Source organism: Microcoleus sp. Pol12A5 (genome assembly GCF_036701435.1).
Taxonomy (GTDB): domain Bacteria; phylum Cyanobacteriota; class Cyanobacteriia; order Cyanobacteriales; family Microcoleaceae; genus Microcoleus.
This window is the reverse complement of sequence record NZ_JAUBQU010000030.1, coordinates 1-25,483: the sequence shown is the minus strand read 5'-3', so window position 1 is coordinate 25,483 and position 25,483 is coordinate 1. Positions and strand designations below refer to the sequence as shown.

At 45.2% G+C, this 25,483-nt stretch carries 19 protein-coding genes, 1 tRNA gene and 2 pseudogenes; 12 read left to right on the top strand and 10 right to left on the bottom strand.

The window, feature by feature from the left end; translation table 11 throughout:
• Positions 1–227 precede the first annotated feature (227 nt).
• The gene (locus QUA45_RS10820) at positions 228–1,010 is read left to right on the top strand and encodes an MBL fold metallo-hydrolase (RefSeq protein ID WP_333100822.1); all 783 of its coding nucleotides are present in this window, start codon (positions 228–230) and stop codon (positions 1,008–1,010) included.
• A gap of 165 nt (positions 1,011–1,175) precedes the next feature.
• The gene (locus QUA45_RS10815) at positions 1,176–1,805 is read left to right on the top strand and encodes a fasciclin domain-containing protein (protein ID WP_333100824.1); all 630 of its coding nucleotides are present in this window, start codon (positions 1,176–1,178) and stop codon (positions 1,803–1,805) included.
• A 120-nt stretch (positions 1,806–1,925) separates the two neighbouring features.
• On the opposite strand, the gene QUA45_RS10810 is transcribed toward QUA45_RS10815, so the two are convergent.
• Together QUA45_RS10810 and QUA45_RS10805 are read right to left on the bottom strand one after the other, a co-directional pair.
• Positions 1,926–2,879 carry a cobalamin-binding protein gene (locus QUA45_RS10810; RefSeq protein ID WP_333220661.1) on the bottom strand — a complete coding sequence of 318 codons (954 nt, stop codon included), beginning with the start codon at positions 2,877–2,879 and terminating at the stop codon, positions 1,926–1,928.
• A gap of 77 nt (positions 2,880–2,956) precedes the next feature.
• The gene (locus QUA45_RS10805; protein WP_333220659.1) at positions 2,957–5,623 is read right to left on the bottom strand and encodes a phospholipid carrier-dependent glycosyltransferase; all 2,667 of its coding nucleotides are present in this window, start codon (positions 5,621–5,623) and stop codon (positions 2,957–2,959) included.
• A 132-nt stretch (positions 5,624–5,755) separates the two neighbouring features.
• Here QUA45_RS10805 and QUA45_RS10800 point away from each other — a divergent pair.
• Positions 5,756–5,828: transfer RNA gene (locus QUA45_RS10800), tRNA-Phe, on the top strand.
• A 195-nt stretch (positions 5,829–6,023) separates the two neighbouring features.
• Here QUA45_RS10800 and QUA45_RS10795 read toward each other — a convergent pair.
• Positions 6,024–7,172: an aliphatic sulfonate ABC transporter substrate-binding protein gene (locus QUA45_RS10795; RefSeq protein WP_333220657.1), complete on the bottom strand. Its 1,149-nt coding sequence runs from the start codon at positions 7,170–7,172 to the stop codon at positions 6,024–6,026.
• A gap of 363 nt (positions 7,173–7,535) precedes the next feature.
• Between QUA45_RS10795 and QUA45_RS10790 the strand changes: the two genes are divergently transcribed.
• The gene (locus QUA45_RS10790; RefSeq protein ID WP_333100828.1) at positions 7,536–8,204 is read left to right on the top strand and encodes a cadmium resistance transporter; all 669 of its coding nucleotides are present in this window, start codon (positions 7,536–7,538) and stop codon (positions 8,202–8,204) included.
• Positions 8,205–8,345: 141 nt separating this feature from the next.
• Here QUA45_RS10790 and QUA45_RS10785 read toward each other — a convergent pair whose 3' ends face one another.
• Both QUA45_RS10785 and QUA45_RS10780 read right to left on the bottom strand, forming a co-directional pair.
• Positions 8,346–8,519: a hypothetical protein gene (locus QUA45_RS10785; protein ID WP_333100830.1), complete on the bottom strand. Its 174-nt coding sequence runs from the start codon at positions 8,517–8,519 to the stop codon at positions 8,346–8,348.
• 417 nt (positions 8,520–8,936) lie between these two features.
• A pseudogene (locus QUA45_RS10780) lies at positions 8,937–9,713 on the bottom strand (DNA-methyltransferase).
• Positions 9,714–9,955: 242 nt separating this feature from the next.
• Here QUA45_RS10780 and ribBA point away from each other — a divergent pair.
• From ribBA to QUA45_RS10760, 4 genes are all read left to right on the top strand, one after another.
• Positions 9,956–11,671 carry a bifunctional 3,4-dihydroxy-2-butanone-4-phosphate synthase/GTP cyclohydrolase II gene (gene ribBA, locus QUA45_RS10775; protein WP_333096082.1) on the top strand — a complete coding sequence of 572 codons (1,716 nt, stop codon included), beginning with the start codon at positions 9,956–9,958 and terminating at the stop codon, positions 11,669–11,671.
• Between the two features lie 264 nt (positions 11,672–11,935).
• Entirely contained in the window at positions 11,936–12,391 is a 456-nt protein-coding gene (locus tag QUA45_RS10770; RefSeq protein ID WP_333096083.1) for an HAD domain-containing protein, read from the top strand.
• A gap of 48 nt (positions 12,392–12,439) precedes the next feature.
• Positions 12,440–13,879 carry a pentapeptide repeat-containing protein gene (locus tag QUA45_RS10765; RefSeq protein ID WP_333096084.1) on the top strand — a complete coding sequence of 480 codons (1,440 nt, stop codon included), beginning with the start codon at positions 12,440–12,442 and terminating at the stop codon, positions 13,877–13,879.
• A gap of 98 nt (positions 13,880–13,977) precedes the next feature.
• Entirely contained in the window at positions 13,978–15,711 is a 1,734-nt protein-coding gene (locus tag QUA45_RS10760) for an ATP-binding protein (RefSeq protein ID WP_333220655.1), read from the top strand.
• A 76-nt stretch (positions 15,712–15,787) separates the two neighbouring features.
• Here QUA45_RS10760 and QUA45_RS10755 read toward each other — a convergent pair whose 3' ends face one another.
• Entirely contained in the window at positions 15,788–16,468 is a 681-nt protein-coding gene (locus tag QUA45_RS10755) for an OmpA family protein (RefSeq protein ID WP_333220652.1), read from the bottom strand.
• Positions 16,469–16,474: 6 nt separating this feature from the next.
• Positions 16,475–17,128, bottom strand: a complete 654-nt coding sequence (locus QUA45_RS10750) for a hypothetical protein (protein WP_333096087.1) — start codon at positions 17,126–17,128, stop codon at positions 16,475–16,477.
• A gap of 907 nt (positions 17,129–18,035) precedes the next feature.
• Here QUA45_RS10750 and QUA45_RS10745 point away from each other — a divergent pair.
• The 3 genes from QUA45_RS10745 to QUA45_RS10735 all read left to right on the top strand — a co-directional run bounded on the left by QUA45_RS10745 (position 18,036) and on the right by QUA45_RS10735 (position 22,740).
• Complete coding sequence (locus QUA45_RS10745; protein ID WP_333079500.1) at positions 18,036–19,040, top strand: RNA polymerase sigma factor, RpoD/SigA family; 1,005 nt, start codon at positions 18,036–18,038, stop codon at positions 19,038–19,040.
• A gap of 469 nt (positions 19,041–19,509) precedes the next feature.
• Positions 19,510–20,007, top strand: coding sequence for a hypothetical protein (locus tag QUA45_RS10740; RefSeq protein ID WP_333096088.1), 498 nt, complete (start codon positions 19,510–19,512; stop codon positions 20,005–20,007).
• A 195-nt stretch (positions 20,008–20,202) separates the two neighbouring features.
• Entirely contained in the window at positions 20,203–22,740 is a 2,538-nt protein-coding gene (locus QUA45_RS10735) for a CHASE4 domain-containing protein (RefSeq protein ID WP_333220650.1), read from the top strand.
• Between the two features lie 57 nt (positions 22,741–22,797).
• Here the strand turns inward: QUA45_RS10735 and cobO are convergent, their stop codons facing one another.
• From cobO to QUA45_RS10720, 3 genes are all read right to left on the bottom strand, one after another.
• Positions 22,798–23,421, bottom strand: a complete 624-nt coding sequence (gene cobO / locus QUA45_RS10730) for a cob(I)yrinic acid a,c-diamide adenosyltransferase (protein ID WP_333096090.1) — start codon at positions 23,419–23,421, stop codon at positions 22,798–22,800.
• A 56-nt stretch (positions 23,422–23,477) separates the two neighbouring features.
• Positions 23,478–24,056, bottom strand: coding sequence for a Uma2 family endonuclease (locus tag QUA45_RS10725; RefSeq protein ID WP_333220648.1), 579 nt, complete (start codon positions 24,054–24,056; stop codon positions 23,478–23,480).
• Between the two features lie 171 nt (positions 24,057–24,227).
• Positions 24,228–24,839 (bottom strand): hypothetical protein, encoded by a 612-nt coding sequence (locus QUA45_RS10720; RefSeq protein ID WP_333220646.1) that lies wholly within the window; start codon positions 24,837–24,839, stop codon positions 24,228–24,230.
• A gap of 117 nt (positions 24,840–24,956) precedes the next feature.
• On the opposite strand from QUA45_RS10720, the pseudogene QUA45_RS10715 reads away from it, so the two are divergent.
• Positions 24,957–25,483, top strand: a pseudogene (locus QUA45_RS10715) (gephyrin-like molybdotransferase Glp); the annotation flags it as partial.

Sequence of the window (25,483 nt, the reverse complement as noted above, 5' to 3'; positions counted from 1 at the left end):
ACCTTACGGTGAGAGTAGGGTACACATTTTCGCACCTGAACCGCCCCAAAAAGGATACAAGCCCCCCATTCCTGTCGTGGTGAACCCCAAATTTTAGATTCCTGTTCGAGATTCTAGATTCAATGCTGCAAGTAAACCTAAAATCTAAAATCTAAAATCTAAAATCGACTGACTGTGTTTTGTGGTATAACAACAAACGACCAACACCCGACAACCCCAACCACAAGATGAAACGGCGACAATTAATACGTTACGCACAGACGGGTTTGCTAGCAGCTTTAGCAACTGGTTTACCATCTGGATGGGAAAGCTATCAAGCTCAAACTGCTGATTCTTTGTCGGTTCAGTGGTTGGGCCACACTTGCTTCTTGTTCGCCGGAGGCGGTGCGAGGGTGCTGGTGAATCCTTTTCGCCCCCTAGGCTGTACCGCAGGCTATCGCTCTCCTAAAGTGCAAACAGATTTGATTCTGATTAGCAGCCGATTGCTCGATGAAGGAGCGATCGACGGATTTGCGGGCAATCCCGGCCTTTTGTACGAGCCAGGGGCTTACAGGTCTAACGGGCTGCGGATTCAAGGGATTCGGACGGAAAAAGACCGTGAGGGAGGAAGGCGATTTGGGGTCAACGTGGCTTGGCTGTGGCAGCAAGCGGGCGTTAAGATTTTACACTTGGGCGGAGTTGCTGGCCCGATCGGCATTGAAGAGCAAATCTTGATCGGGCGGCCCGATGTAGTGCTGATTCCCGTGGGCGGCGGGCCCAAAGCTTACACTCCGGCGGAAGCGAAGCAAACTTTGCAACTTCTCAAACCGAAGATGGTGATTCCGACACATTTCAAAACCCAAGCCGCCGATGCTGCTGCGTGCGATTTGGTGCCGCTAGATGAATTCTTGGCGCTGATGGATGGTACGCCGGTGCGCCGAGTGAATAATGACACGATTTCGATCAAATCTGCTGACTTACCCCAAACTGGTTCGGTGATTGAGGTTTTGAGTTACAGATTTAACGGTTGATGCCAGATTTATTAGCTTGCGTTATAGTAAGGAAGTTTTGGTCGATCGGGGATGCAAGAGAATTTTCTTGCTATCTTAGCCTCTGGCAACCTTGCCTTTTGTCGAGATTTGGCTAACATAACAATTCATGTTCACTGTTTTATCTCATAAGGAAATGCAAGCGAAATGAAAAATCAAAATTTACCTAGCTGGATGAAACAACTGACCGGTTTCGCAGGAGTAATCGGCGCTAGCGCGTTGATTGGTTTCCCGGCTTGGGCTCACATCACCTCCAACACCAATGTTGCTAATGCAACTCAAACTCAACAAGTTCCAGGAAAGGTGAAAACCGCTGCTTCACCGGCACCAACTGGCACTTCAGAGGCACCAACTGCCGCTGGTAAGGATATTGTTGCTATTGCATCTGGCGACACTCAATTCAAGACGCTGACAAAGGCTTTGGGATCGGCAGGTTTGGTTACAACTTTACAAGGCAAAGGTCCTTTCACTGTTTTTGCTCCGACTGACGCGGCATTTGCTGCTTTGCCAAAAGGAACGGTGGAGAATTTGCTCAAACCGGAAAACAAAGCCAAACTTACTAAGATTTTAACTTACCACGTTGTTCCGGGTTCGGTTTTATCTACTAGCCTGAAATCCGGCGATGTTAAAAGTGTTGAAGGGAGCTCGCTGAAGGTGGCAGTTAGCACAGGCAAAGTTACTGTCGGCGGCGCTAATGTTGTGAAAGCTGATATCAAAGCTAGCAACGGGGTTATTCACGTAATTGACAAGGTGCTGATGCCCCCTGATGTGAAGTAAGACTAGCGGTTTTTGCATCAATTGATGTCAGATTCGGTTAAATGAAGGCGAAATAAGGACACAACAATGTTGTGTCCTTATTTGTATGGCAGGCAATTGAGAATTAATATAAATAAAGCTTTAGCTAGCTGCGGGTACTGACAAAAAGGGCTGCCAACCCTTACTCCGATAGCCAAAATCGAAGATTTCGGGATGGAGAATTTCTGCTAAAATTTCTAACGAATCAACCAATCTCGGTCCCGGCCGATTAAAGTAAGAATTGCCATCAGTTATGTAAACTTTCCCAGTTTTTACTGCTTGCAACTTAGGCCATTCTGCGTATTTACTTATCTGCATTGCTTCGCTGCGAGTGCGGTTTAAATCAAAGCCGCAAGGCATGAAAATAATTACATCGGGATTAGCTTCTACTAGCGATTCCCATTTTAACCAAGGGGAATGTTCCCCGACAATTCCAAACAGCGAATTGCCTCCCGCCATTGCCACTAATTCGGGAATCCAGTTACCCGCAGCCATCAAAGGCTCAATCCACTCGATACAAGCTACTTTGGGAAGTCTCTCTTTTGTTGTAAGAATAGATGATGCTTGTGTTTGGGAGATAATAGCATTGATGCGGGACTGCAAAAGGTCGATCGTACTTTTGCCATTTACGCCCAAAGCATCAGCAACTCGCTGAATATCCGTCCAAATTTCTGCTAGCAGATTCGGCTGCAAAGAAATAATTTCCGGCTTGCTATTTACCAGGGTGCTTACCGCTTGTTCAACCTCTGTTAGAGAACAAGCGCAGACTTCACATTGAGCTTGAGTAATAATGTGAGTCGGCTGCAATTTTTCCAAAGTATCTATTTCTACTTTATACACGCTTAGGGCATTTTGCAACAATTCTGTTACGCGGTTGTGAATTTCGCTGCTAGTTCCTTCGGGATTGAATTTAGGCTGAGTGCAAACAGGTAAATTTTGGATTTCTGGGGGATAGTCGCATTCGTGGGAACGGCCCACAATGGCGTCGGTTAATCCTAAAAGCGCTACAATTTCTGTGGCACTGGGAATTAGAGAGACAATTCTTGGTTTGTTCATTGGTTTTCTTTTTTTTACCGATTCGGAAGCACAAGTGAAGCAGAGGCGGGGCGCCCGTGCCACAATAAAAGGGAGTGTTAAATTTTGAGTTTTTTTAAGTATTGCAAATCTTGCCATGCTTGAATGAGATTACCTTGCATCAGAGCGGCTACACCGTTTAAAACTCTAATTTCCGGTAGATTGGAGTTGAGAGCGATAGCAGGTTTTAAGGCTGTTTGAGCGGCTATGGGATGCCAGCCGTACAGGTGTACGAAAGCGAGATAGGCGTAAGCGTAAGGGTTTTTTGAGTCTAGTTGAGTGACTTTTTCTAAGGCGACGATCGCACTTTTGACATTCTGCTGCAATACTCTAGAAAATGCCAAAGCATAAGCCAATTCTAGATTATTTGGTTCCTGCTGCAACCGATACTCTAACGATTGTTCCGCTTGCACGGTATAATCTTGAATTGGATCGTACTGATTGATGCGCCCAATCTGCTCGAACACGGGTTCTAAACCTGGCAACCCTTTGGGTAAATTAACCGCCATCACCCGCAATTGAGTCACCAAATCTAACTCAGGCTTATCTTTATTATCCTCGTTTCCAGGCTCTGCCTGGAAACGCATATCCAGAGGCTCTGCCTCGATCTTAACACCAACTGCCGGCACATTAATCGGATAAGTTTCACCGGTTTTACGATTTAGATAAGTAGCTTGTAAATTGTAAGTTCCCGGTGCAATATTAGCAGGAGGAAGCATCGCCGTGCGATCGACAACTCGAAACCCCACAGCAAATTTATCCGCTTCCAGCATCCCCGGATGCAAAGTCGCCTGGCCGATCGCGCGATCGTGTAAAATCCTGAAAGTCTGTCCCGGTGGAATATCGCCAGACTGCTGATTTTCCCACGTTACCAACACTAAACCAGACTGCAACTGCTGCCAAGGGCCAGACCAAGTATAAGTAACCGGCAGCGCGACTCCGGGAACGGCTTTTGCAGCGACAGTAACTCGATCTAATTGTACTTGCGATCGCGCTTCATTCAACGGCTGTATTTCGACAGGCTGCACTCGCTTCCGATAAAGATTTAAATTAGTATAATCTGGCAAAATCCAAGTTTTTTCTAACTGAAATTGATCGCCTTTTTCAATTGCGGTTACGGCGGCATTTTGAGCTTTTTTAATCCGTTCGCGAATCGAACCTTGCGGGCCACTTTTAGTTACGAACCAAGAGAGCGATCGCACATCTTGCGGCACTTCTTTTAAATTCGTTCCTACCTGCCGCCCGTAAACCTGAAAATTCGCTAAAGCACCGTAAAAATTCAAATTATGCTGGTTAATTTCCGGCGTCGAAGGCAACACGCCTAAAGTAGATTGCAAATAAGGTTCCCTATCAATAATTTCGGCAATTACCTCTCGGTGCGGCCACTCTTTCCCCAAGTAAGGATAGTTAGAATTGCCGGGACTGATAATTTGGACTAAGCTATGTCCAAAAACACCTCCCAGCGGCCACATATGGAACAGCATCGCCAGAATTGCCAAGCCAATTGTACCCCAGCGAATTTGTCGTCCCCACCGAGAAGGCCACAGCGTTAAACAGTAGGCTAAGAAAATAGATAAAACTGGCAAATAAGGTATCACATATCTGTCGTCTTTGTTGATATTTAGAGAATTAATTAAATAAGCTCCTCCCCAGAAAACAGCCAGCCACTGACAGGAGTTGAGGTGTAAGATTGACGAACTATCTTGCCGGCGACGCCAATAAAGTATTAATCCTACTAAGGGAACAAGTAACAGAGGCCAAGAAACGTGTTCGGGTAAGTGTTGAGCGTAGTAAATCCAAGCGTCGATCGTATTGAGGGCCGGATCTCCTTCGGCGATCGCAGAATCCAGCGTTGCCCGTTTTCCCCCGGTCAAAATTAACAGCCAATTGGTTTTCGCCCACGGACCAAATACCGCTACCGACAGCAACAAAGCACCAGTTAATTGACCTAATCTCCCCCAAGCTTTTTGTCGCACAGCACCCACAGCCAGCCACACAATCGGGGTAAACAGAAATAATACAGTAGTGTGTTTAACTAATATTGATAAACCGAGAGAAATTCCAAAGGCGATCGCCCAAAAGAAAGATGACGCCGACAGTGAGGGAGTATGGGAGGGGGAGAATTTATACTTTTTCTTTGTTCGTTCCTCCAACTGAGTTCTATAGGTTACATCCGTTACATCCGTTACAGAATCCGTTGCCGAACTTCTTCCTTCAGAAGCCTTCCACATTGTCAGACAATAGAAAGCAAAAGTAATCGCAGCAGTGAGGGGATAGTCGAGTAAAAATTGCAAGCGGAACCGATAAAGTCCCGGTAACAAAACGCAAATTGCAGCGGCCCACAAACCGACTTGCCTGTTAAATAATTGGACGCCCAGACTGTAGACTGAGGCGAGGAGAATTGCACTAAATAATAAATGAACGAGGGTTGCCCGATCGCCCCCAGTACCGAAAACCTGAAGAAACGGAACCGTTAAGATGTATGCCAAGGGCGGAATTTTCGTCGAAAGCAGCCAGAAGTTTGTCCACCACTCCCCGGAAAGCCACTGAGGATGCTGCAACGCCTGCAAGTATTTCAGGGTGCTAGTCAGGTATTCTGCTTGATCCCACGCCGGGACAGATCGATCGAGGGCAAACCAGAGGCGATCGCTAATTGCCCCCAGCAGCCAAATTATGCCCAAGACAAGCAGACTCTTACTCCCGCTGTCCAGATGTTGCTGTGCCATTGCGATTTTTGGATTTTAGGTTGCAGCTTTTAGCTTACAGGCGGGCGGTTCCGGGCGATCGAAAATTAATTGAGAAAAGTGCTTGCTAAATTCTGTATGTGTCTGCTAAGATAGTAAAGCGCGAAAAAACAAGCCGGGATAGCTCAGTTGGTAGAGCAGTGGACTGAAAATCCACGTGTCACGAGTTCAAGTCTCGTTCCTGGCATCGCAAAGCCCTCACAAAGTTGAGGGCTTTTTTTTAGGCAAAATGCGGACAATGCAGCTAATCAAGATGTAGGTTTGCCGATGGCGGAGTGACAACCCCGCCGGAAACCCAAACAGAGCTGATATTTGACCGACTTGTGCTAAAAAAAACATAGGTCATATCAGACAAAAATTACACTCGAGTATAATTCTCAGATTAATAAGTCCAGTTTTGCTTGGTCTGCAAACTATAGGTTCCATCTTTCACATTCACCCGCTCAGGAATCAGATCTAAATCTCTAAACATATTTGCCTGGTGCTGTAGGGCCGTGAGCGATTGGTCGTCGATCGGGATAATAGCGCGTTCGGCACTACGTTGCTGTAAAATTTCTACAATGGATGGATTTATTTGATGGTGTTCTGCCAATCGCACAGCAGCTTCTAATTCCTGTTTCTTAGCCCAAGCTCCCGCTTCATTTACCTCTTCTAAAATCACCTTGAGCAAGTCGGGATAGTCGCGTACCAACTCTGGAATCGCGTAGTAATAGGTCGGAACTTCTAAAGAGGCTTTGTCACCAAAGATGCTCTCTAAGTCTGCAATCGAGCGCCCTGGATAAGCACTTCGGACTTGAGTTGTCGTGTAGGGAACCCAAATCACCCAAGCATCGACCTCACCCGCGCGGAATAGGGGCAGCGCCTGTGGCTGGGTCAGATAAATTGGCTCAATGTCACTAAACTCTAATCCTACTTTTGCCAGTGCTCGCACCAGCACATAATGGGCGCTTGAGCCTTTGTCAAAAACTATCTTTTTACCCTTCAGGTCGGCAACCGTCTGAATTGGCGAATCTTCTGGTACTAGAATCGCTTGACCTTTGGGAGCAGTATATTTTTCTTTAGCCACCCGCACAAACACATGATCTGCTGCTTGCGAGAAGATGCTGGCCGTACCACCGCCACCGCAGAAATCGATCGTCCCATTGCTCAGTGCTTCTATCAGAGCAGAAGCTGATAAGAAGCTTGTCCAAGTAACACTCAGCCCAAATGGTCGCAAACGGCTTTCGAGCAAACCTTGAGCGCGCAGGACTTCCAGATTTGTCATACCCTCTGGATAACCGATTTTGAGTTGCTTGAGCCGCCGCGCTTGCTCAGCTAAGGGTGTGTTGCCCGAATGAGCAGAACGGTTAGAAAACCAGCGATCCAAAACTACACAGAAAAGTATGCCCCCCACGAACAGTCCCACCGTTTCTAGTAACCGGATTGTTGAGTCTTTAGGCAATTTGACCTGATTTACCTGACTTACTACAGGGGAGACTACATTGCCAGAGGCAGAAGCCGCAACAGCATGACTGTCAAAAGCCAGACTCAAGACCAAAACCGAGACCAGGCCGATACAAAACAGACCTGCAAACCGATAGGCGGCAGATCTGCGAGTGGCCGACGAACTGAGCGACCGTAAGATATTTTGACCTGCGCCTCTAGGCAGAAGGTCAATCAAACGGCTAATCATAATGACTCCTTTGATAAACACAGGTGATGGACATTCTTGGATGAATTGAAGATGGGGCTCAAGTCGAAGCACCGCTTGATACGGATAAACTACCAAATTTGCTCGCTTGTTACACCCAATATGCGATACTCACGTTATCATACCGAGATTATGGTGATTTTTCACAGCGGTTGAGAAATCTGTAGTTTCGGCGATCGGATAGGTGTTGAGTGAGAGATGGTAATGGATTGGTTAATTGCAACAATTAAGATCGGACTGGCTGTTGCTGTCGCAACAACGTTTGACGACAACATTTATCTGACGGCTTTCTTCAGTGAGGTTAATCGTACTTTTCGTCCTAAACACATTGTGGTGGGTGAGCTTATAGGGTTCACTGCCTTAATCATGGTAAGTTTAGTTGGTTTCTTGCTGGGGCTAGCAATTCCCTCAACTTGGACAGGGCTACTGGGGATTTTGCCGATACTAATTGGCTTGAATAATTTACTCAACCTTAACAAGGATGATTCAGCCGAAGATAAGTCAGATAATCTGAAAAGAAACTCTAAATTTCGCGGATTTGATTCTCGGCAGCGATCGCTCTGGGAAATAATTCGCGATCCGCAGACTTATCGCGTTTCCGCAGTCACGATTTCTAACGGTGGTAACAATCTTGGCATCTATATTCCCCTATTTGCTAGTAGCAGCATTCAAAATCTGGCTGTGATCGTACCGATTTGCTATTTTTTTATTTGCTGCTGGCTGTTTATGTCCTATACTCTGACGCATCTACCTGGTATTGCTTTGATTCTCAGCCGTTATGCTAGCAAGATTTTCCCTTTTGTGCTGATGTGGCTGGGCTTCAGAATTCTGATAGACAGCGAATCCTATCGTCTTTTTCTACCGAACGCTTGACAGACAAAGGCGATCGAAGCACCGAAAAAATCCATGACAACAGTACCATTCCCTACAATAAAGGAAGAAAAAAGACTTTAACATTATAGAATAATACCAAAAAAAGCGAGGCTGTAAATCCCAAATTAGCGGTCTATCAATTTAATCTCCTTGCCATTCCCGATCTTGCAGTTCCTTTTGAGGGAGTAGAGACGTGGATTCTATTTCTTTCCAGGTTGGTGTTGTGACTTCGCAGTTACTATTCAAGCAATCGATCGGGAGTTGAACGGATGCAGAGGTAAAAATAATCTCTGTATCGCTGGTTGTGCTAGTCATTCATACCCGCCCATCCATTCTCAACAGTCTGTCCGGAAAATACTTGTTGATGGCAACGCCATCAAGCATCGGAGTGACAATAATCATTCCCTGGACTTCTTGGGAACCCTGCTCGGATTTCAACCATTGTTTTTGAGTTTTGTGCAGGTTCTGGGGGCTTTGGGTGCTGCTTGCGTTACTGCTGCCGAGAATGTGAAACGAGTGTTTTGCATTCTCGTAAAATTTGATTTTTCAAGGCGCAGGACTTATGAATTTAGGCAGACATTCCTAATTTTTTGAGCAATTATCGGCTTCAGTAAGCTAGCCAAGCGAGATTGCCGCTGAGTGTTCAGCGATCGCTTTACTTAACCTCCAACGTTCTATTTGATACCAATCTATAAAATAGTTAAAGTTTATAAATTGCTGCAATTACCAACTTTAGAATAAAGATAACTGTGCTTCTGTGAGTTCCTTGTCCGTCAAAAAAATATCTATTCTACTAGCGACAATCTCACAGTAATCAGCCCTAATTTCAAATCCAATAACTTGACGCTGCAAACCCAGAGCCACAATTGCTGTAGTACCGGAACCCATAAACGGATCTAAAACAATGTCGTTTAAATTTGATGCAGACTTGATGATGCGATCGACAACAGCAACAGGAAATTGAGCGGGGTGAGGCGTGCGTTCTTTTGAAGCTCGGTTTTTCCCCGACGTAACTTTTGGGAACTGCCAAACATCCGTCGGATTTTTGCCTTTTAAGTTTACTTTAATCTTGCCGTTCTTTTTCTGATTCGGATATTTCACATTTGGGTCGCGCACTTCATCCAAATTAAATGTATACTTATTTTGATTTTTCACAGACCAGAGAAACTTTTCATTGCGGGGTGAAAAGAACTTGCTGTCGGCAACTCCCGCGCCGTAATTCCAGACAACTTCTTGAATCAGATAAAAAGGCACTTTGTCCCAAAGCAGTTAGGAAATTGGAATTGCTTTGGCCCGATCGCGAATTGACAAATAACCTAAATTCAGCCAAAACGCTCCTCGATCGAGGGTTACCCGGTAAACCTCCGCTATCCACAGCTCGCACCAGTTTAAATACTCATCTAACACCAAGGATTTTTCGTACTCTTTACCGATGTTATAAGGCGGGCTGGTAACGGTTAAATCTACAAATTGATCGGGCAGCAGCTTCAATGCTTCCAAACAATCCATGTTATAAATTAAGCAATTAGGAGCTTGAAAGTACGGTTTACCTAAAATCTTCGCGATATCAGTCAAGCTCATGAAATATTGGGGAGATATTTTGTTGACAAAGTGTAAAATTTATAGTAAGTGAGTTTAAAAAACTTGTCAAACTCATCTGGACTGGGGAATCGCCCTGTCGGAAACAAAAGGTTACAATCACAAATACATTCTATTTCCATAACATTACTGTTTATAGCTTGAAATTCTCTGTGCCAAATAACAACTCCTCAACTCAATCCTTTCAATTTGACTCAATTGACAGCGCCCTGGCAGACCTCAAAGCAGGTCGCCCCCTGGTAGTAGTCGATGACGAAAATCGCGAAAACGAAGGCGATGTGATTTGTGCTGCCCAATTCGCCACCCCCGACAACATCAATTTCATGGCCGTGAACGCGCGGGGCTTGATTTGTCTGGCATTGAGCGGCGAAAGGCTCGATCGCCTGGAACTGCCCCTCATGGTCAGCAAAAACACCGACAACAACCAAACTGCCTTCACCGTCAGCATCGATGCAGTCAACGGCGTCAGTACCGGCATCTCCGCCGAAGACAGAGCCCGCACCATCCAAGTAGCCATCCACCCGGACACCAAACCTCAAGACTTGCGCCGTCCCGGTCACATTTTCCCCCTGCGGGCGATCGACGGTGGCGTCCTCAAACGCGCCGGCCACACCGAAGCCTCGGTTGACCTCGCCAGACTCGCTGGCCTGTATCCCAGCGGCGTCATATGCGAAATTCAAAACCCCGACGGTTCGATGGCGAGGTTGCCCGAATTAATCGAGTACGCTAAACTCCACAACCTCAAAATAATCAGTATTGCCGACTTAATTAGCTACCGACTCAAGCACGATCGATTCGTCCGCCGCGAAACCGTCGCCAAATTGCCCACTCAATTTGGCGAGTTTATGATTTACGCCTACCGCGACACCCAAGACAATTCAGAACACGTTGCTATTGTCAAGGGCGACCCGGCAGAATTTAAAGATAAACCCGTGATGGTGCGGGTGCATTCCGAATGCCTGACTGGCGATGCTTTGGGTTCCTTGCGCTGCGACTGCCGGATGCAACTGCAAGCGGCACTGAAAATGATCGAAAATGTCGGTTCTGGCGTCATAGTTTACTTGCGCCAAGAAGGTCGGGGTATTGGATTGGTAAATAAACTAAAAGCTTACTCGCTGCAAGATTTGGGATTGGATACTGTAGAAGCCAACGAACGGTTGGGATTTCCCGCCGACTTGCGGAACTACGGCGTCGGAGCACAAATGCTCAACGATTTGGGAGTTAAAAAAATTCGGTTAATTACCAACAACCCGCGCAAAATTGCGGGTTTGAAAGGTTACGGGATTGAAGTAGCCGATCGCGTCCCCTTACTAATTGAAGCCACAGATTACAACTCGATCTATCTGGCAACAAAAGCCGAAAAACTCGGTCATATGCTACTGCAAACTTATTTAGTAACAGTGGCGATTCAGTGGAACGAAACGAAGGAAGAAGGTAGAAGCCAGAAAGCAGAAGGAAAAGAGGAAGATTCTGCCATTCAAAATCGGTACGAACACCTCGAAAAATTGCGACATTTGGCGGCTAACCAGCACTTGCTGCTGCAAGAAGAAGCGCGGCCGGTGGGAATAGCCCTTTTCGGAGAAGGCTCCCTCATCGTTCATCTAGGCTTCGATCAAGCCGGACTCGCAGCCCCCGACTGGTACAAAGATCCAAATCATCCTTACGTCAGGGCGATCGGCAAAATTCTGGGCGAAATCAGCACGGAGCCGAATTTGCAAACATTAGAATTCATGGTTTCCTCTGGTGGAGATCCGCTCAAAACCCTACAAGTCCAGCTCGATCGCGAGACATTCCTTTTGTCGGAATTAACCGGAATTTGCGATCGGCTCGAACCTCAAAAAATCTACAGTTTTGCTCCTCTTGCCTGAAGGCAGAAGGTAGAAGCCAACCCCCCTACCCCAGCAGGGGGGAAGGCAGAAGCCAAGAAAAAGTGTGAATTTCAGAACAATACTTGTTTATACCAGCATCTTCCTTTCGTCAGAAAGCACCTACAAATAAAAGCAGTGAATAACAATGTTGATTGCAGTCAAACAAGTCGATGTAGCGAACACTTGAGAGAGAATCGTCGCTGCACATTTATCTCATCAAAGAGTATTAATACTTATTAAAATATTCACTAGGACTTTTAGTTAATGTTAATTTTTTTAGACATTGATGGTGTACTTATTCCTGACAGAAGACATGAAACATCGAGTTTGCACACAGATATAATGAAATTTAATTCGGTTTGCCTTAATCACTTTGAAAACGTGCTTCGTTCCTATCCTAATGCGCGAATAGTAATTTCATCTTCCTGGCGTGAAATATTCCCCTTCGAGGTAATCCAGCCATTATTTTCACCAGATATCGCTATCCGTGTTATCGGATTCACCCCTTTTCTCAACCCCAAAAATATTCACCAACACAAATATTTACGACACCAGGAAGTTCTTGAGTATCTTCGACAAAATCAAGCAGAAAACTCACCTTGGGTAGCCATTGACGATATTCCAGAACACTATCCGCCAGATGCACCAGTTGTGGCTATTGATGATTACAATGGTTTTGACCAGAACTCAGCCAAGGTACTTTCAGAATATCTAACTTGATTTCAAAGGTTAGGAAAAAAGTATCGGAATAGAGAGGGTGAATTTGACATGCAAATGAACGTTGGTGACTTTCTGCACCGACTCGATCTCAGGGGACAAGCACTTAAAGGCACCAACCTTGGCGGTGCGGAACTCCGGGGAGCCAACCTCCGAGGCACGGATCTCCGAGAAACCAACCTCAGCGGCGCTATGCTCAGGTATGCAGACTTGATTGAAGCCGACCTCAGCGGTGCTAATCTCAGCGGGGCGGATTTAGCTGAATCATTTCTTAATTTAGCTAACCTTACTAGAGCTGATTTGACTGGTGCTGTCCTGCGAGAAGCTAATCTCGTAGGAGCCGAATTCACGGGCGCCAACCTCAAACAAGCAAGTTTGATCAAGGCTAATTTAGTTGGAGCCAATTTCCACGAAGCCAACTTAACCAGAGCCAACCTTAGCGGGGCAGATTTGCGCGGTTCTCAGTTGAGCGGGGCGATTTTAGACAAGGCGGTATACAACAACCGGACTATCTTTCCCGATGATATTGATCCGGGTGCACTGGGAGCATTTTTGCTAGCTCCCAATGCTTCGCTCCCTGGCTTAAATCTGGCTATGGTAGATTTGACCGAAGCCGATTTAAAAGGAGCCGATTTGCGGCGGACAAACTTATACAAAGCTATTTTATTTGGCGCAAAACTCGATCGGGCAAACTTAGCAGGAGCCAACCTCAGCGCAGCGGACTTGAGGGAAGCTAGTTTGAGCGGCACGATTTTGGAGAAAGCTGTTTACAGCAACAAAACATTGTTTTCAGAAGGCATTGACCCCGCTCTGGGCGGAGCTTATTTAATTGCTCCCAATGTATCGCTGCAAGGGGTAAACTTAACGGGAGCCGACTTAAACGGATCAGATTTAAGCGGAGCTAATTTGAGCGGTTCTAACTTAAGTTCGGTTAATCTCAAAAATGTAGACCTCAGCAGAGCTAGCTTAAAAAAAGCTTACCTCAAAGGTGCAAACTTAGAGCAAACAGATTTGAGAGGAGCCGATTTAAGTGGGGCAATTTTACACCAAGTAAACTTGAGTTCTGCTGACCTCCGGGGTGTAGACTTAACAAGGGCTGACCTCAGCGGCGCTAATTTAAGGGATGCCGATTTGAGGGAGACAGATTTCACGGGAGCTACTTTGCTGTTCGCTAACTTGAGCGGGGCCGACTTGAGAGGTGTAGACTTGACAAAAGCTGACCTCAGCGGCGCTAAGTTAACGGAAGCTGACCTCCGAAAAGCAGATTTGATGAGAGTAAATTTGGAGGGAGCAGATTTAACTGAGGCAGACTTGAGCGATGCTCATTTATTCCGAGTTAATCTCAGAGGTGCTAACCTGAAAGGTACTAACCTCAAAGGCGCAAGTTTAAAAGGGGTATTTTTGACCGACGCTTATTTGAGCGAAACGGATTTGACCGATATACATCTGAGTCCGAGTTATTTTGAATTGCCACTAGAATCGGAATGGTAATTAGTTGACTGTTAACAATCGAAAATCTAAAATCAAAACTCGCCCAGCGAAAATTGCTCGATTATTAACAATCTAAAATCTAAAATCTAAAATCTAAAATGGATCGACCGTTAGGCTCTGTTATTCAAGGTTCTCTGAGCAAGGGATTAGAAGTGCGACTGCACGCCGACGTTTCGGTGGAAGATATGAGGGTGGGGAAATTTCTAGTAGTGCGGGGGGTGCGATCGCACTTTTTCTGTATGCTCACCGACGTGTCTCTCGGAACTTCTAGCGCCCGCATTTTATCGAATCCTCCCAATCCCGACGACGATTTTCTGCTCGCAGTGCTAGCCGGTAGCAGCACCTACGGTACGATCGAACTGTCGCCGATGTTGATGTTGACTGCTGAACGAGAAAAACAGCAGGCAATTTTCGACCCGACGAAAAACGGCGGAGTTCGCGAGAATAAGCTGGCGTTAGGAAATTTGGCTTCTTTTGAGTCACAAACGGGCGCGGATATTGAGTTGCTGCCTGTCAAAACTATTCCCAGCCACTTTTCGCAGGTGTTTGATGCCAAAGAAACGGATTTTCGGGCAGTTTTTGGCTGGGAAGATGACCCGTACCGCCGCAATTTTGCGATCGGCAAACCGATTGACATGGATGTTGCTGTGTGCTTGGATTTAGACCGATTTGTGGAACGCAGCAACGGAGTTTTTGGCAAGTCGGGAACGGGAAAATCTTTTCTGACTCGCTTGCTATTGTCGGGAATTATTCGCAAGCAAGCTGCTGTCAATCTAATTTTTGATATGCACTCGGAGTACGGGTGGGAAGCAGTTTCGGAAGGGAAACAGTTCAGCACTGTTAAAGGTTTGCGGCAGTTGTTTCCCGATAAAATGCAGATTTATACCCTCGATCCAGAATCGACAAAACGCCGGGGAGTCCGCGATGCTCAAGAGTTGTTTTTGAGTTTCGATCAAATTGAGGTGGAAGACATCGCGCTGGTGCAGCGCGAGTTAAATTTGTCGGAAGCTAGTATCGAAAATGCGATTATTTTGCGAAATGAGTTGGGAAGCGGTTGGATCAACAAGTTGCTGGAAATGAGCAATGAAGATATTTCAATGTTTTGCGAAGAAAAGCGGGGAAATAAGTCTTCGATTATGGCTTTGCAGCGCAAATTAGAGCGACTGAATGATTTGAAGTATATTCGCACACGCTGCCCTAAAAATTATGTAACTGAAGTTTTGCAGTGTTTGGATGGCGGGAAGAATGTAGTAATTGAGTTTGGTTCCCACTCGGATTTGCTGTCGTATATGTTGGCGGCAAACGTGATTACTCGCCGCATTCACCAAGCTTACGTGCGGAAAGCGGAGAAGTTTTTGCAGAGCAAAAATCCGTGCGAACGCCCGCAGCCGTTGGTGATTACCATAGAGGAAGCTCACCGCTTTCTCGATCCGGCGATCGTGCGATCGACTATTTTCGGTACGATCGCGCGAGAAATGCGAAAATACTTTGTCACCCTGCTAATTGTAGACCAGCGTCCCTCCGGCATCGATGCCGAAGTCATGTCGCAAGTCGGAACGCGGATCACAGCTTTGCTAAACGATGATAAAGACATCGACGCTATTTTTACTGGCGTTTCGGGAGGGCAGAGTTTGCGATCGGTTTTGGCAAAACTCGACTCCAAACAGCAAGCATTAGTTTTGGGGCACGCCGTACCGATGCCCGTCGTCGTGCAAACTCGTCCTTACGACGAGCAATTCTACAGGGAAATCGGGGATATTGACTGGCAAGAAATGCCCGATGAACAAGTATTTGCCGAGGCAGAATCTGCCAAAATGGATTTAGGATTTTAACAACAGATTAAACCCTTATAAAATCCCTTTTTATCAGCGTTGATCTGCGTGCATCTGCCGTAAAATAATCTACTTCCTATGTTTTAATAATTAATTCAACGCGGCGGTTTTTCTCTCTCCCCACCGGGTTGTCTGAGCCGTCTAAATTATTATTAGGAGAAATCGGTTTAGTTTTGCCGTACCCTTTGGTTTGCATTCGGGTATTCTGAACCTTGAAAACGTTGATAAAATAATATTTTACCGCTGTGGCTCGCTTCTGGGAAAGTTCGAGATTATAGGAATCTTCCCCGTGGTTGTCGGTGTGTCCGTTGATGAATATTTGGGCGTTTTTGTAATGTCTCAGCAGCAGATTGATCTTGGTGAGAGTGGGTTTAGCTTGGGCGCGGACGTTATATTTGTCAAAATCAAATAAAATAGTTTCTGGCACATTAATTCTGATGCCTTCAGGTACTTTTTCGGCGTTCAACTCTGTTTCAATGTTTTTGACAGTCTCGGTTGTTATTTGTGTTGGTAGCTGCTCCTCTGTCGCAGTTTGATTAGCGGTGATATTCTCAATATTTACTGTAGTCTGAGCAATAATTTCAACTTTTACTGTAGTAGGAGTAATTGGTATTACTTCTAAGGTTGTAACTGCTGTTGATTCTGATTCAACAGTATCGACTTTAGCGGATTTACTAGCAGCCAACTGAGAGGATGAGGTCGCGAAAAGTAATGATGAGATTATCGTAGTATTAATCAGTCTAATTAGCTTTTTCATTTTCAATCACCTGTCAATTGGAATCTTGTCGAATAGGGTAATAAAACTCCTCGAATCATTGATAGTCGAATATATCCGCAAATTATTTGCTTTCGGTTGTAACCAACCTACGAATACAAACTGCCCTTTGAGCGTAGTGCCTGGTTTAATCATAATTTGGGTATTATTGGAGGGAGGTAATAAATTATATCGTTGCCCATCGTTGTCGTAGAGATACATACTATTTTCAGCATTAAGTATTACAACTTCCTTGCTACCATTGGTAATCACCATAGTCACTATAATGCTATCTTCACCAAAGGTAATTTTTGTCAGCCGTCTCCATAGTTGGTTATCGATAACGCGCAGGTCGTAAGTTTGTGCAGGTGGCAGAGAGTTTGTAGGTTTTTGGGCAACATCTAAACTCGTTTGAGTCGGACTTGGTTTTGGAGATTGAGTCTGAATTGGCGTAGGAGTTGGATTATTGGGTGCGGGGGATGCGGCGGGTTCTTGTGCTATTGGTGTTTGAACGGGAGGTGAAATTGATGGAGTTTGAATTGGCGTAGGAGTTGGGATATTGGGTGCGGACGGCGCGGCGGGTGCTTGTGCCAATGGGTTTTGCACACAGGCGACACACACCAGCGATAGTAATGCTAATTGTGGGAAATTTTTAGCTTTCATTGCAGCACCCGATCGAGCTTTTGTGCTAATTTTAATAGAGAGTGGTAGCTTTTGTTGCGGGTTTAATCTAGCCTGGAGAATTATACGAGCTACAAAGTACGCGCGTGCGTAGCTATACCGTAGGGAATCGCCCTTAAAATCTCTTTAACTAGAAAGTGCGATCGAACGTCGAAAAACTTAGACCCCAGCTTTGAGTTAGAAGCTTTTCCCCTTTCACCCCCTCACCCCTCATCCCTAACTGCCCAAAATTTGCATAAGCTTAAAGATGATGGAGATGATGGAGCCTAGGGGCACAATGAAAGTCAAACAGGGCAACAGCCAGCCTTTATACACCTTGTCGTTACTCGTAGCAGAATTGAATTAGCATATTTAAATAAAAATGTCAATAAATATTTTAAACAGTTACTGGCATCTAATACGGCGATCGAGTTCGGTTATCTCGCATCCCACCATCTAGGCAGCGAGAAAATTTCAAGCGATGATGGAACAGAGAGCAAAACAAAGCCCTCGAATTGCATGAGTCTGTTTGCATGAGTATTGTGAAGTTGAGTGGCAGTTAAAACTAACAGGGAATTCAAAACCTTAAGGAAAAATGTAGAATCTTGACCTTAAGACAGAGGTTTTTACCCTTTACGATCCTCAAAATTGGGAATAATATTGAGAAAACTAAACTCTTGCTTCACTTCGCCTGGAACTAGCCGTTAAAGCTAGCGAGCTACCGAAAATCGACGGCGATTACTGGAAAATCCAGCACAAAAGTAATCCCAAACAAAAAGCTTCTACCGATCGTCACCGATAAACAGGAGGGGAAACATCCCCTTTGTCGCAGTCTTTATCCCACTTGCAAAAGTGGGACAGGGTATCACCAACTTTTTATCTGTTGTTACAAGGAGTGCAATACTCACCCATGTCCACCACAACCCCCAAAAACAAAACAGTGAAAGCCGATCGCATGGGCAGCCGGCCATACTCCTCAACGGATACGGTTCGTACCTATCTGCACGAGATCGGTCGCGTACCCCTGCTAACCCGAGAAGAAGAAATTGTTTTCGGGAAGCAGGTGCAGCAAATGATGAAATTAATCGAAGCAAAACAAGCACTTGCTAAAGAATGGCAGCGGGATCTGACGAATCAAGAGTGGGCTGCCGAAATGGAGTTGACCGAACCTGAACTTAGCCGCATCTTACACATAGGGCGGCGGGCCAAGCAAAAGATGATTGAAGCGAATTTGCGGCTAGTAGTGGCGATCGCCAAAAAATACCAGAAACGCAATATGGAATTCTTGGATCTAATTCAAGAAGGCACCCTTGGTTTAGAACGAGGAGTTGAAAAATTTGACCCGATGCGGGGATACAAATTTTCTACCTATGCCTACTGGTGGATTCGCCAAGCAATTACCCGCGCGATCGCCCAACACGCCCGCACAATTCGATTGCCAATTCACATCACCGAAAAACTCAACAAAATCAAAAAAGTGCAGCGGGAACTTACCCAACAGTTGGGCCGGTCTCCCTCTCCTGCCGAAATTGCTGCAGCTTTGGAACTGCACCCTTCCCAAATTCGGGAATACCTGCTGATGGCAAGACATCCAGTTTCTTTGGACTTGCGGGTAGGAGACAACCAAGATACCGAACTGCAAGAACTCTTAGAAGACGAAACTGCATCTCCAGACAACTACATTACCTCGGAGTTGCTGCGGCAAGACCTCGATACTTTGATATCAGAACTGACCCCCCAGCAGCGAGATGTGATAATTCTGCGCTTCGGTTTGGAGGACGGCACAGAAATGTCTCTGGCGAAAGTCGGAGAACGGTTAAATCTCAGTCGGGAACGGGTGCGGCAGCTAGAACATCAAGCCCTTGCCCACCTGCGGCGACGCCAATCTCAAGTTCGAGAATACTTGGCTAGTTAGTCACTAATAAAAAAGTTGAGATTTACCAAAATCTCAACTTTTTTTTATGTCTATACCAGTTTAAAAAAAAGAATGTTAATGTAGGCCAGCAATTCAAACCATTAGGCAATAGGGCATTCCCAATTACTGCATTCTTTAATCTCAAACAGGACTGACGCACTATCGAAGTTAAATCAAGGGTTTGAGATTGGTTCACTACGTTGTCTTCGGACAGAAAATCGTAGTATATGCGTCCAAGACTATAAAACTTAAAATCTAAAATGGTATTATTGGACGGGTGGATCTCCCAATCAGGGTGGACGCAAAATTTATCACAGCTAAGCTTAGATTTAAGTTCAGGCATCGGGCGGGCGATCGTTCCTTCAAGTTAATAGCCAACATTAAGCAAAATACCCGGTTTCTCTACAATCTTTGTGAAACTGGTACAAGAGGCGTTTGGAACCAGCTATTTTAAATTTTGGGGTCGGGAGTGGTTTTGACTTATTTGATATTGACACGAAGTTTAGAAGCGATCGCGATCGTGCTTGCTCTCTGGCCCGGTAACTTGAGCATCGCATTCCCCGCACGCCGGGCACACGACTCGGACATCAAATCCGGCGTTTTAAGCTCGCAATCTCCGCCAAATCCTGAGCCAGATACAGCTAGCACAGGTTTAGCAGATGGCATTTACCTCTACGGCCAGTCGAGCAAGCCAGAGGAAATTAAACAAGAATATTTTGTATTTGAAATGCGGCAGAGTAAGGTAGTCGGCGCTTTTTACCTGCCTCGGTCTGCTTTTTACTGTTTTTACGGCACAAGCGATCGAACTCAGTTAAATTTAATAGTAGTGGACAGTTACGACGGCAGTCGCTCTCCCTACTCCGTAAACCTGCAACAATATTACCCAATTTCCACCATCAGCGACAACGATCGGCGCATCTTGGGTATTTGCAAAGAATCTCACAAACAGCAGGTGTGGGAAAAGTAGGAAACACGCGCTGCGCCACCAGTCAATCGATTTTAGATTTTAGATTTTAGATTTTAGATTTTAGATTTGAAGAAAGCAACCCCACTGATATATCGGGAGCCCCCGGACCAAATTGCTTTCGGTCAGGGTTCAGGAAACAGTAGTAAAATTGCTCCTGAGTTGAGAATTTCGGACGGACACCACACACATGGCAAGATGAAACTGCGTCGGAAAACACTATCGATCATTGGCATTACCATCGCTGGATTGACTGGCATTCTGTATGTCGCCTCCTCAAGCATCCTCTTGGGCAGCATGATCAAAGCAGAGGAACAAGAAGCCACACAGGTTGTCAAGGGAGTGCTCAATGTGTTCGGGCAAACCGCAGATGACTTTAACTCGCGCTTTGCCGACTGGTCGTCCTGGGACGACACCTACACTTTCATCCAAAACCGCAACTCAAAATTCATTGCCTCCAATTTAATTCCAGAAGGGCTGGCTAATATAAGAGTTAATATAGCCATATTTGTCAATACTTCTGGCAAAATAGTTTACAGTACGGGTTTAGACAGCCAAAAGCTGAAACTAACGCCTGTTCCAGAAGCATTAAAACGGCGCATTTCTCTCAGCGACCCGCTGTTGCAGCACCCCAACGCCAAAAGCAGCCTCGCTGGTATCCTGCTGCTACCGTCAGGGCCAATACTGATTACTTCCCGGCCTATTCTCACGACTAAAAGCACCGGCCCGATCCGAGGTACGCTGATATTCGGGCGCAATTTGGATGCTGCTGGTATTGCGAAAGTTTCTAAAATTACTCGCTTGCCGCTGATCGTACATAGCGTTAATGAGGCTCATTTGCCTGCTGACTTTCAGCAAATGCGGGAGAAACTGTCGGAAAAAAAACCGATTTTGGTGCGTCCTTTAAGCGAAGAGTCGATCGCGGGTTACGCTCTGATCCGGGATATTTACAACCAACCTGCGCTGCTATTGCGGGTTGATATCCCCAGAGAAATATATCGGCAAGGTCAAATTAGTTTGCTGTACCTGCTCGGGTCTGTAGCGTTAGCCGGAGTTGGGTTGGTCGGCTGCACTCTGCTGCTGCTAGAGCGTCTAGTGCTGTCTCGGTTGAGCGGTTTGGCGAAAGCAGTGAAGCGCGTCAGCAGCAGCCAAGACCTCTCGGTGCGACTACCGGTAACGGGCGAAGACGAGTTGTCCGACCTTGCCCATACTATCAACGGAATGTTGAGTGCGATCGCCCAAGCCGAAAGTGAACAACTTGAGGAAAAAGCCCGATACCGAGCCGTAGTCGAGCAAGCTACAGATTGTATATTCCTGTGGGACGCTCAAACCAAACGCCTTTTGGAAGCCAATACAGCGTTTAGAGACTTGCTCGATTACAGTCCTGATGCCATTTCGCAACTAACTATTTACGATATCATCGCTTACTCTAAAGACCTAATTGACAACAATATCGAGTTGCTGCTGACGGACAAACAATTCAGAATTGGCGAAGTTCTCTACCGCCGCCGAGACGGTTCCTGCGTGGATGTGGAAGTGAGCGGGAGCGTGATTTCCTACGGCGGCCGCGAGATTATTTGCACCGTTGTCCGCGACATTACCGAGCGCAAACAAGCCGAAGCAGAACTGCGAGCCTCGGAAGAACGCTACAGACTTTTGTTTAAAAATAACCCCCATCCGATGTGGGTTTACGATTTAGAAACTCTGGAATTTATAGCTGTCAATCAGGCTGCTGTCCAACACTACGGCTACACTCGCGACGAATTTCTCAACATGACCGTTGCGGACATTCGCCCCCCCCAAGAGCTACCGAGATTGCTAGAAAATTCCTCCCAAGTAGAGGCCGGTATTGAGTTTGCAGGCGTGTGGCAGCACCAGAAAAAAGACGGAACAATTATTGATGTTGAAATTACTTCTTATGCCATGCTATTTGATAGCAGAAATGCTGAATTAGTGCTGGCTCACGACGTGACCAACCGCTTGCAAGCCGAGGCAGAACTATACAAGGCAAAGGAAGCGGCAGAAGCAGCTAATTTGGCTAAAAGTCAGTTTTTGGCTAACATGAGCCACGAACTGCGAACTCCTCTGAATGCGATTATTGGTTACAGTGAGATTCTGCAAGAAGAGGCTGTAGATTTGGGAGAAGAAAATTTTGTGTCGGATTTGGAGAGAATTCACAATTCAGGTCAGCTTTTACTTTCCTTAATTAATGATATTCTAGACTTGTCGAAGATTGAAGCCGGTCACGCGGAACTTGAATTAGAAACTTTTGACGTGTCGGAGGCAGTTCAAGATGTAGCGAGAACTGTTGAACCGCTATTTTTGCGAAACACTAATCGCCTGAATGTTGAGTGTCCTAATAATATTGGCGAATTGTATTCCGATCAAATTAAGTTTACTCAAATTTTATTTAATTTACTCAGCAATGCAGCTAAGTTTACTCATAAAGGGACAATTACACTCAGCGTTGAAAAATTTAAAAATGACGAGAATAGTTGGGATTCAGAACAGTTAATTATTAAGTGTACGGATACGGGAATTGGGATTACTCCTGAACAGCTACAAAAGTTATTTCAACCTTTTACGCAAGCTGATGCTTCGACTACCCGCAAGTACGGAGGTACGGGTTTGGGTTTGGCAATAGCGCAGAAATACTCTCAGATGCTGGGGGGAGAAATTACTGTGAGTAGCGAGTTTGGCAAGGGGTCAACTTTTACTTTAACGTTGCCAGCGTAGGATATATTTAAGATTTTAGATGTGAGATTGGTGAAAAAGTCCTAACTGCAAAAAACATTAATACTCAATACCTGGTTGAGCTTTAATACCTTGTTCTCGGAATGGATGCTTAACTAATGTCATTTCTGTCACCAAATCGGCTCGTTCAATTAGTGCATCTGGCGCGCCTCTGCCTGTTAAAATAATGTGGGTTTGTTCAGGTTTTTTTTCTAACCCGGAGATTACTTGATCTACGCGCAAATAACCTAGTTTTAATGCTATATTAACTTCATCTAGAAGAACTAATTTAAATTCGGGATTGCAGATAAAAGTTAGGGATTTTTCCCAGGCTTTTTGAGCTATTTCGATATCTCTATCGCGGTCTTGCGTGTCCCAGGTAAAGCCTTCCCCCATGGCGTGGAATTCTAACTGTTTTTCCCAGAGTTGAAAAACGGCTTTTTCTGCGGGTTCCCAAGCTCCCTTGATAAATTGTACTATGGCGACGCGGTATCCGTGACCGAGCGATCGCACAACCATTCCCAAAGCGGCTGTGGTTTTGCCTTTACCGTTACCCGTATTGACTATAATTAAACCTTTTTCTTTTGAGGAGTTAGCGATTCGCTGCGCCTGTACTTCTTGGCGGCGCTGCATTTTCTGTTTGTGTTGTTCGGCTGTTAAGCCAGTGGTTTCTTTAGTTTCCATTAGATTTTTAACCGCAAATGAACGCCAATAGACGCTGATGGATGCAGACTTGTTAGTTATTGCCAGACTAGCTGCAAGTTTAGCACGAAACCCGGTAAAACATCTTCTCCTGAAAGTTCTGCAGGAGATTCCAGTATTTCGACTTCTTGTCCTTGGCGATATATTTCAAATCGGCGGGTTTTGCGGTGGATTAACCAGCCTAGCTTTACTTGGTTATTCATGTATTCTTGCATTTTGTCTTGGGTATCTTTTAAACTATCGGTGGGCGACATTAATTCCAAGACAAAATCTGGGGCGATGGGAGGGAATTTTTGTTTTTGTTCGGCAGTAAGTGCGTCCCATCTTTCCTTTTTTATCCAAGAGACATCGGGAGAACGATTTGCACCGCTGGGCAGTTTGAAGCAAGTTGAAGAATCGAAACAAATTCCCAGTTTGGTTTGTCGGTTCCAAATTCCCAAATCAGTAGCTATTTCAAAGTTGTAATTTCCTGTTTCTCCTCCGGTAGGTGGCATGATGATTATTTCTCCTTTGGCGTTGCGTTCAAATTTGACATCTGGGTTTTCGCGACACAGTTGATAAAATTGGTCGTCGGTTAGTTTAACTATGGAGTTGAAGTTGATGGTAACTGATATCATGGTATTTTATCAGGATGCGTTGGGATTTTTCTGCCACATAATGTATGTGCAGGCGGATAAATGCCGAGCGATGCAGATGCTGTAAATATTATTGATGTGGAAAAGAGGATTTGATTAGTAGTTTTTGGGAGGCACTTGTGATATCATTATATCACCTACTTACAACTAGATTTACCTAGTTTTATAAAAAGCTTTTTGGAGAAAAGACTTACAGACATACCAATAATAAAATGCAATGTTGATTTCACTAAACAATTTAGGTACTCCCTCTAGTAAACTGGAGAATATCTTGTTTTTAAAATGCAAAGAATCTACGCCGATCGCAAAAAACAACAATCCCAAACCAGCTAACAGTATTTGGTAGGGAGTCAACTGTAGTTCTCGCCGAAAAAACCATCCGTAGGATGACAAAACAACGGCGTAAAAAAGACTTACTCCTAGCTTGGGAATTCCCTGTGCTACCATATATATATGAATTCTATAAATTTCATTTAGTAAAAATCCACCTGTTAACAAAGCCGAAAAGAGAAGAAATCGATTTTCTGAAGTGCGCGGTTGAATACTTTGAGCTAATTTATAGGTAAAAGTACAAACAATGACTGGTACAGAACATAAAATCTGGAAAGTCCGAGTTAACAAGGCGACATTGGGATTGGGGGAAAAATAAGGGTGAAAGAATAAATCGCTGACTTTTAAGCCGGAAAGTTGAGTAAAAATTATCAGCAGCGCCACTAGGAAGAAGGATAAACAATTTAGTCGGACAACCAAGCGAGAAATAGTCATCAGCAATTAATACCAAAAATTAGGTTTCCTTCCAAAATACAAAAAAATTATATCACCAATATCTCTGGAGATTTTGCTAAACTTAATCATGAGTGTTATCAAAATAAGGAGACAGTCATGCTGTCAGTGAAAGAAGCAGAATCGATCGTTCTAAATTTGGCGCAACCCCTCGACAGTCAGCGGGATGTAGAAACTGTAGACTTGCTGGCAGCATCGGGGCGCATTTTGGCAGCAGCCGTCACTGGTTCCCTGGATTTTCCTTATTGGGACAATTCGGCAATGGATGGGTACGCGGTACGCTTTGCTGATGTAGAAAACTGTAGCGCCGAAAAACCAGTGGTACTCGAAGTAGTTGAAGAGATTCCAGCCGGATATCAGCCTCAAAATACCGTCCAATCGGGGCAAGCGGCGCGAATTTTTACAGGTGGGGTGATGCCTGTCGGTGCTGATACGGTGGTAATGCAGGAAGAAACAAGGCGTGAGGGCGATCGTATTTTTATCTTGGTTTCTCCTGAAAAACCGCAAGCATTTGTCAGGCACAAAGGCGCTTTTTATCAAGCAGGAACAACTTTGCTAACTCCCGGTACAGTTATCAATGCCCCAGAAATGGCGGTGTTAGCAACTGCCCAGTGCATTCAAGTTCC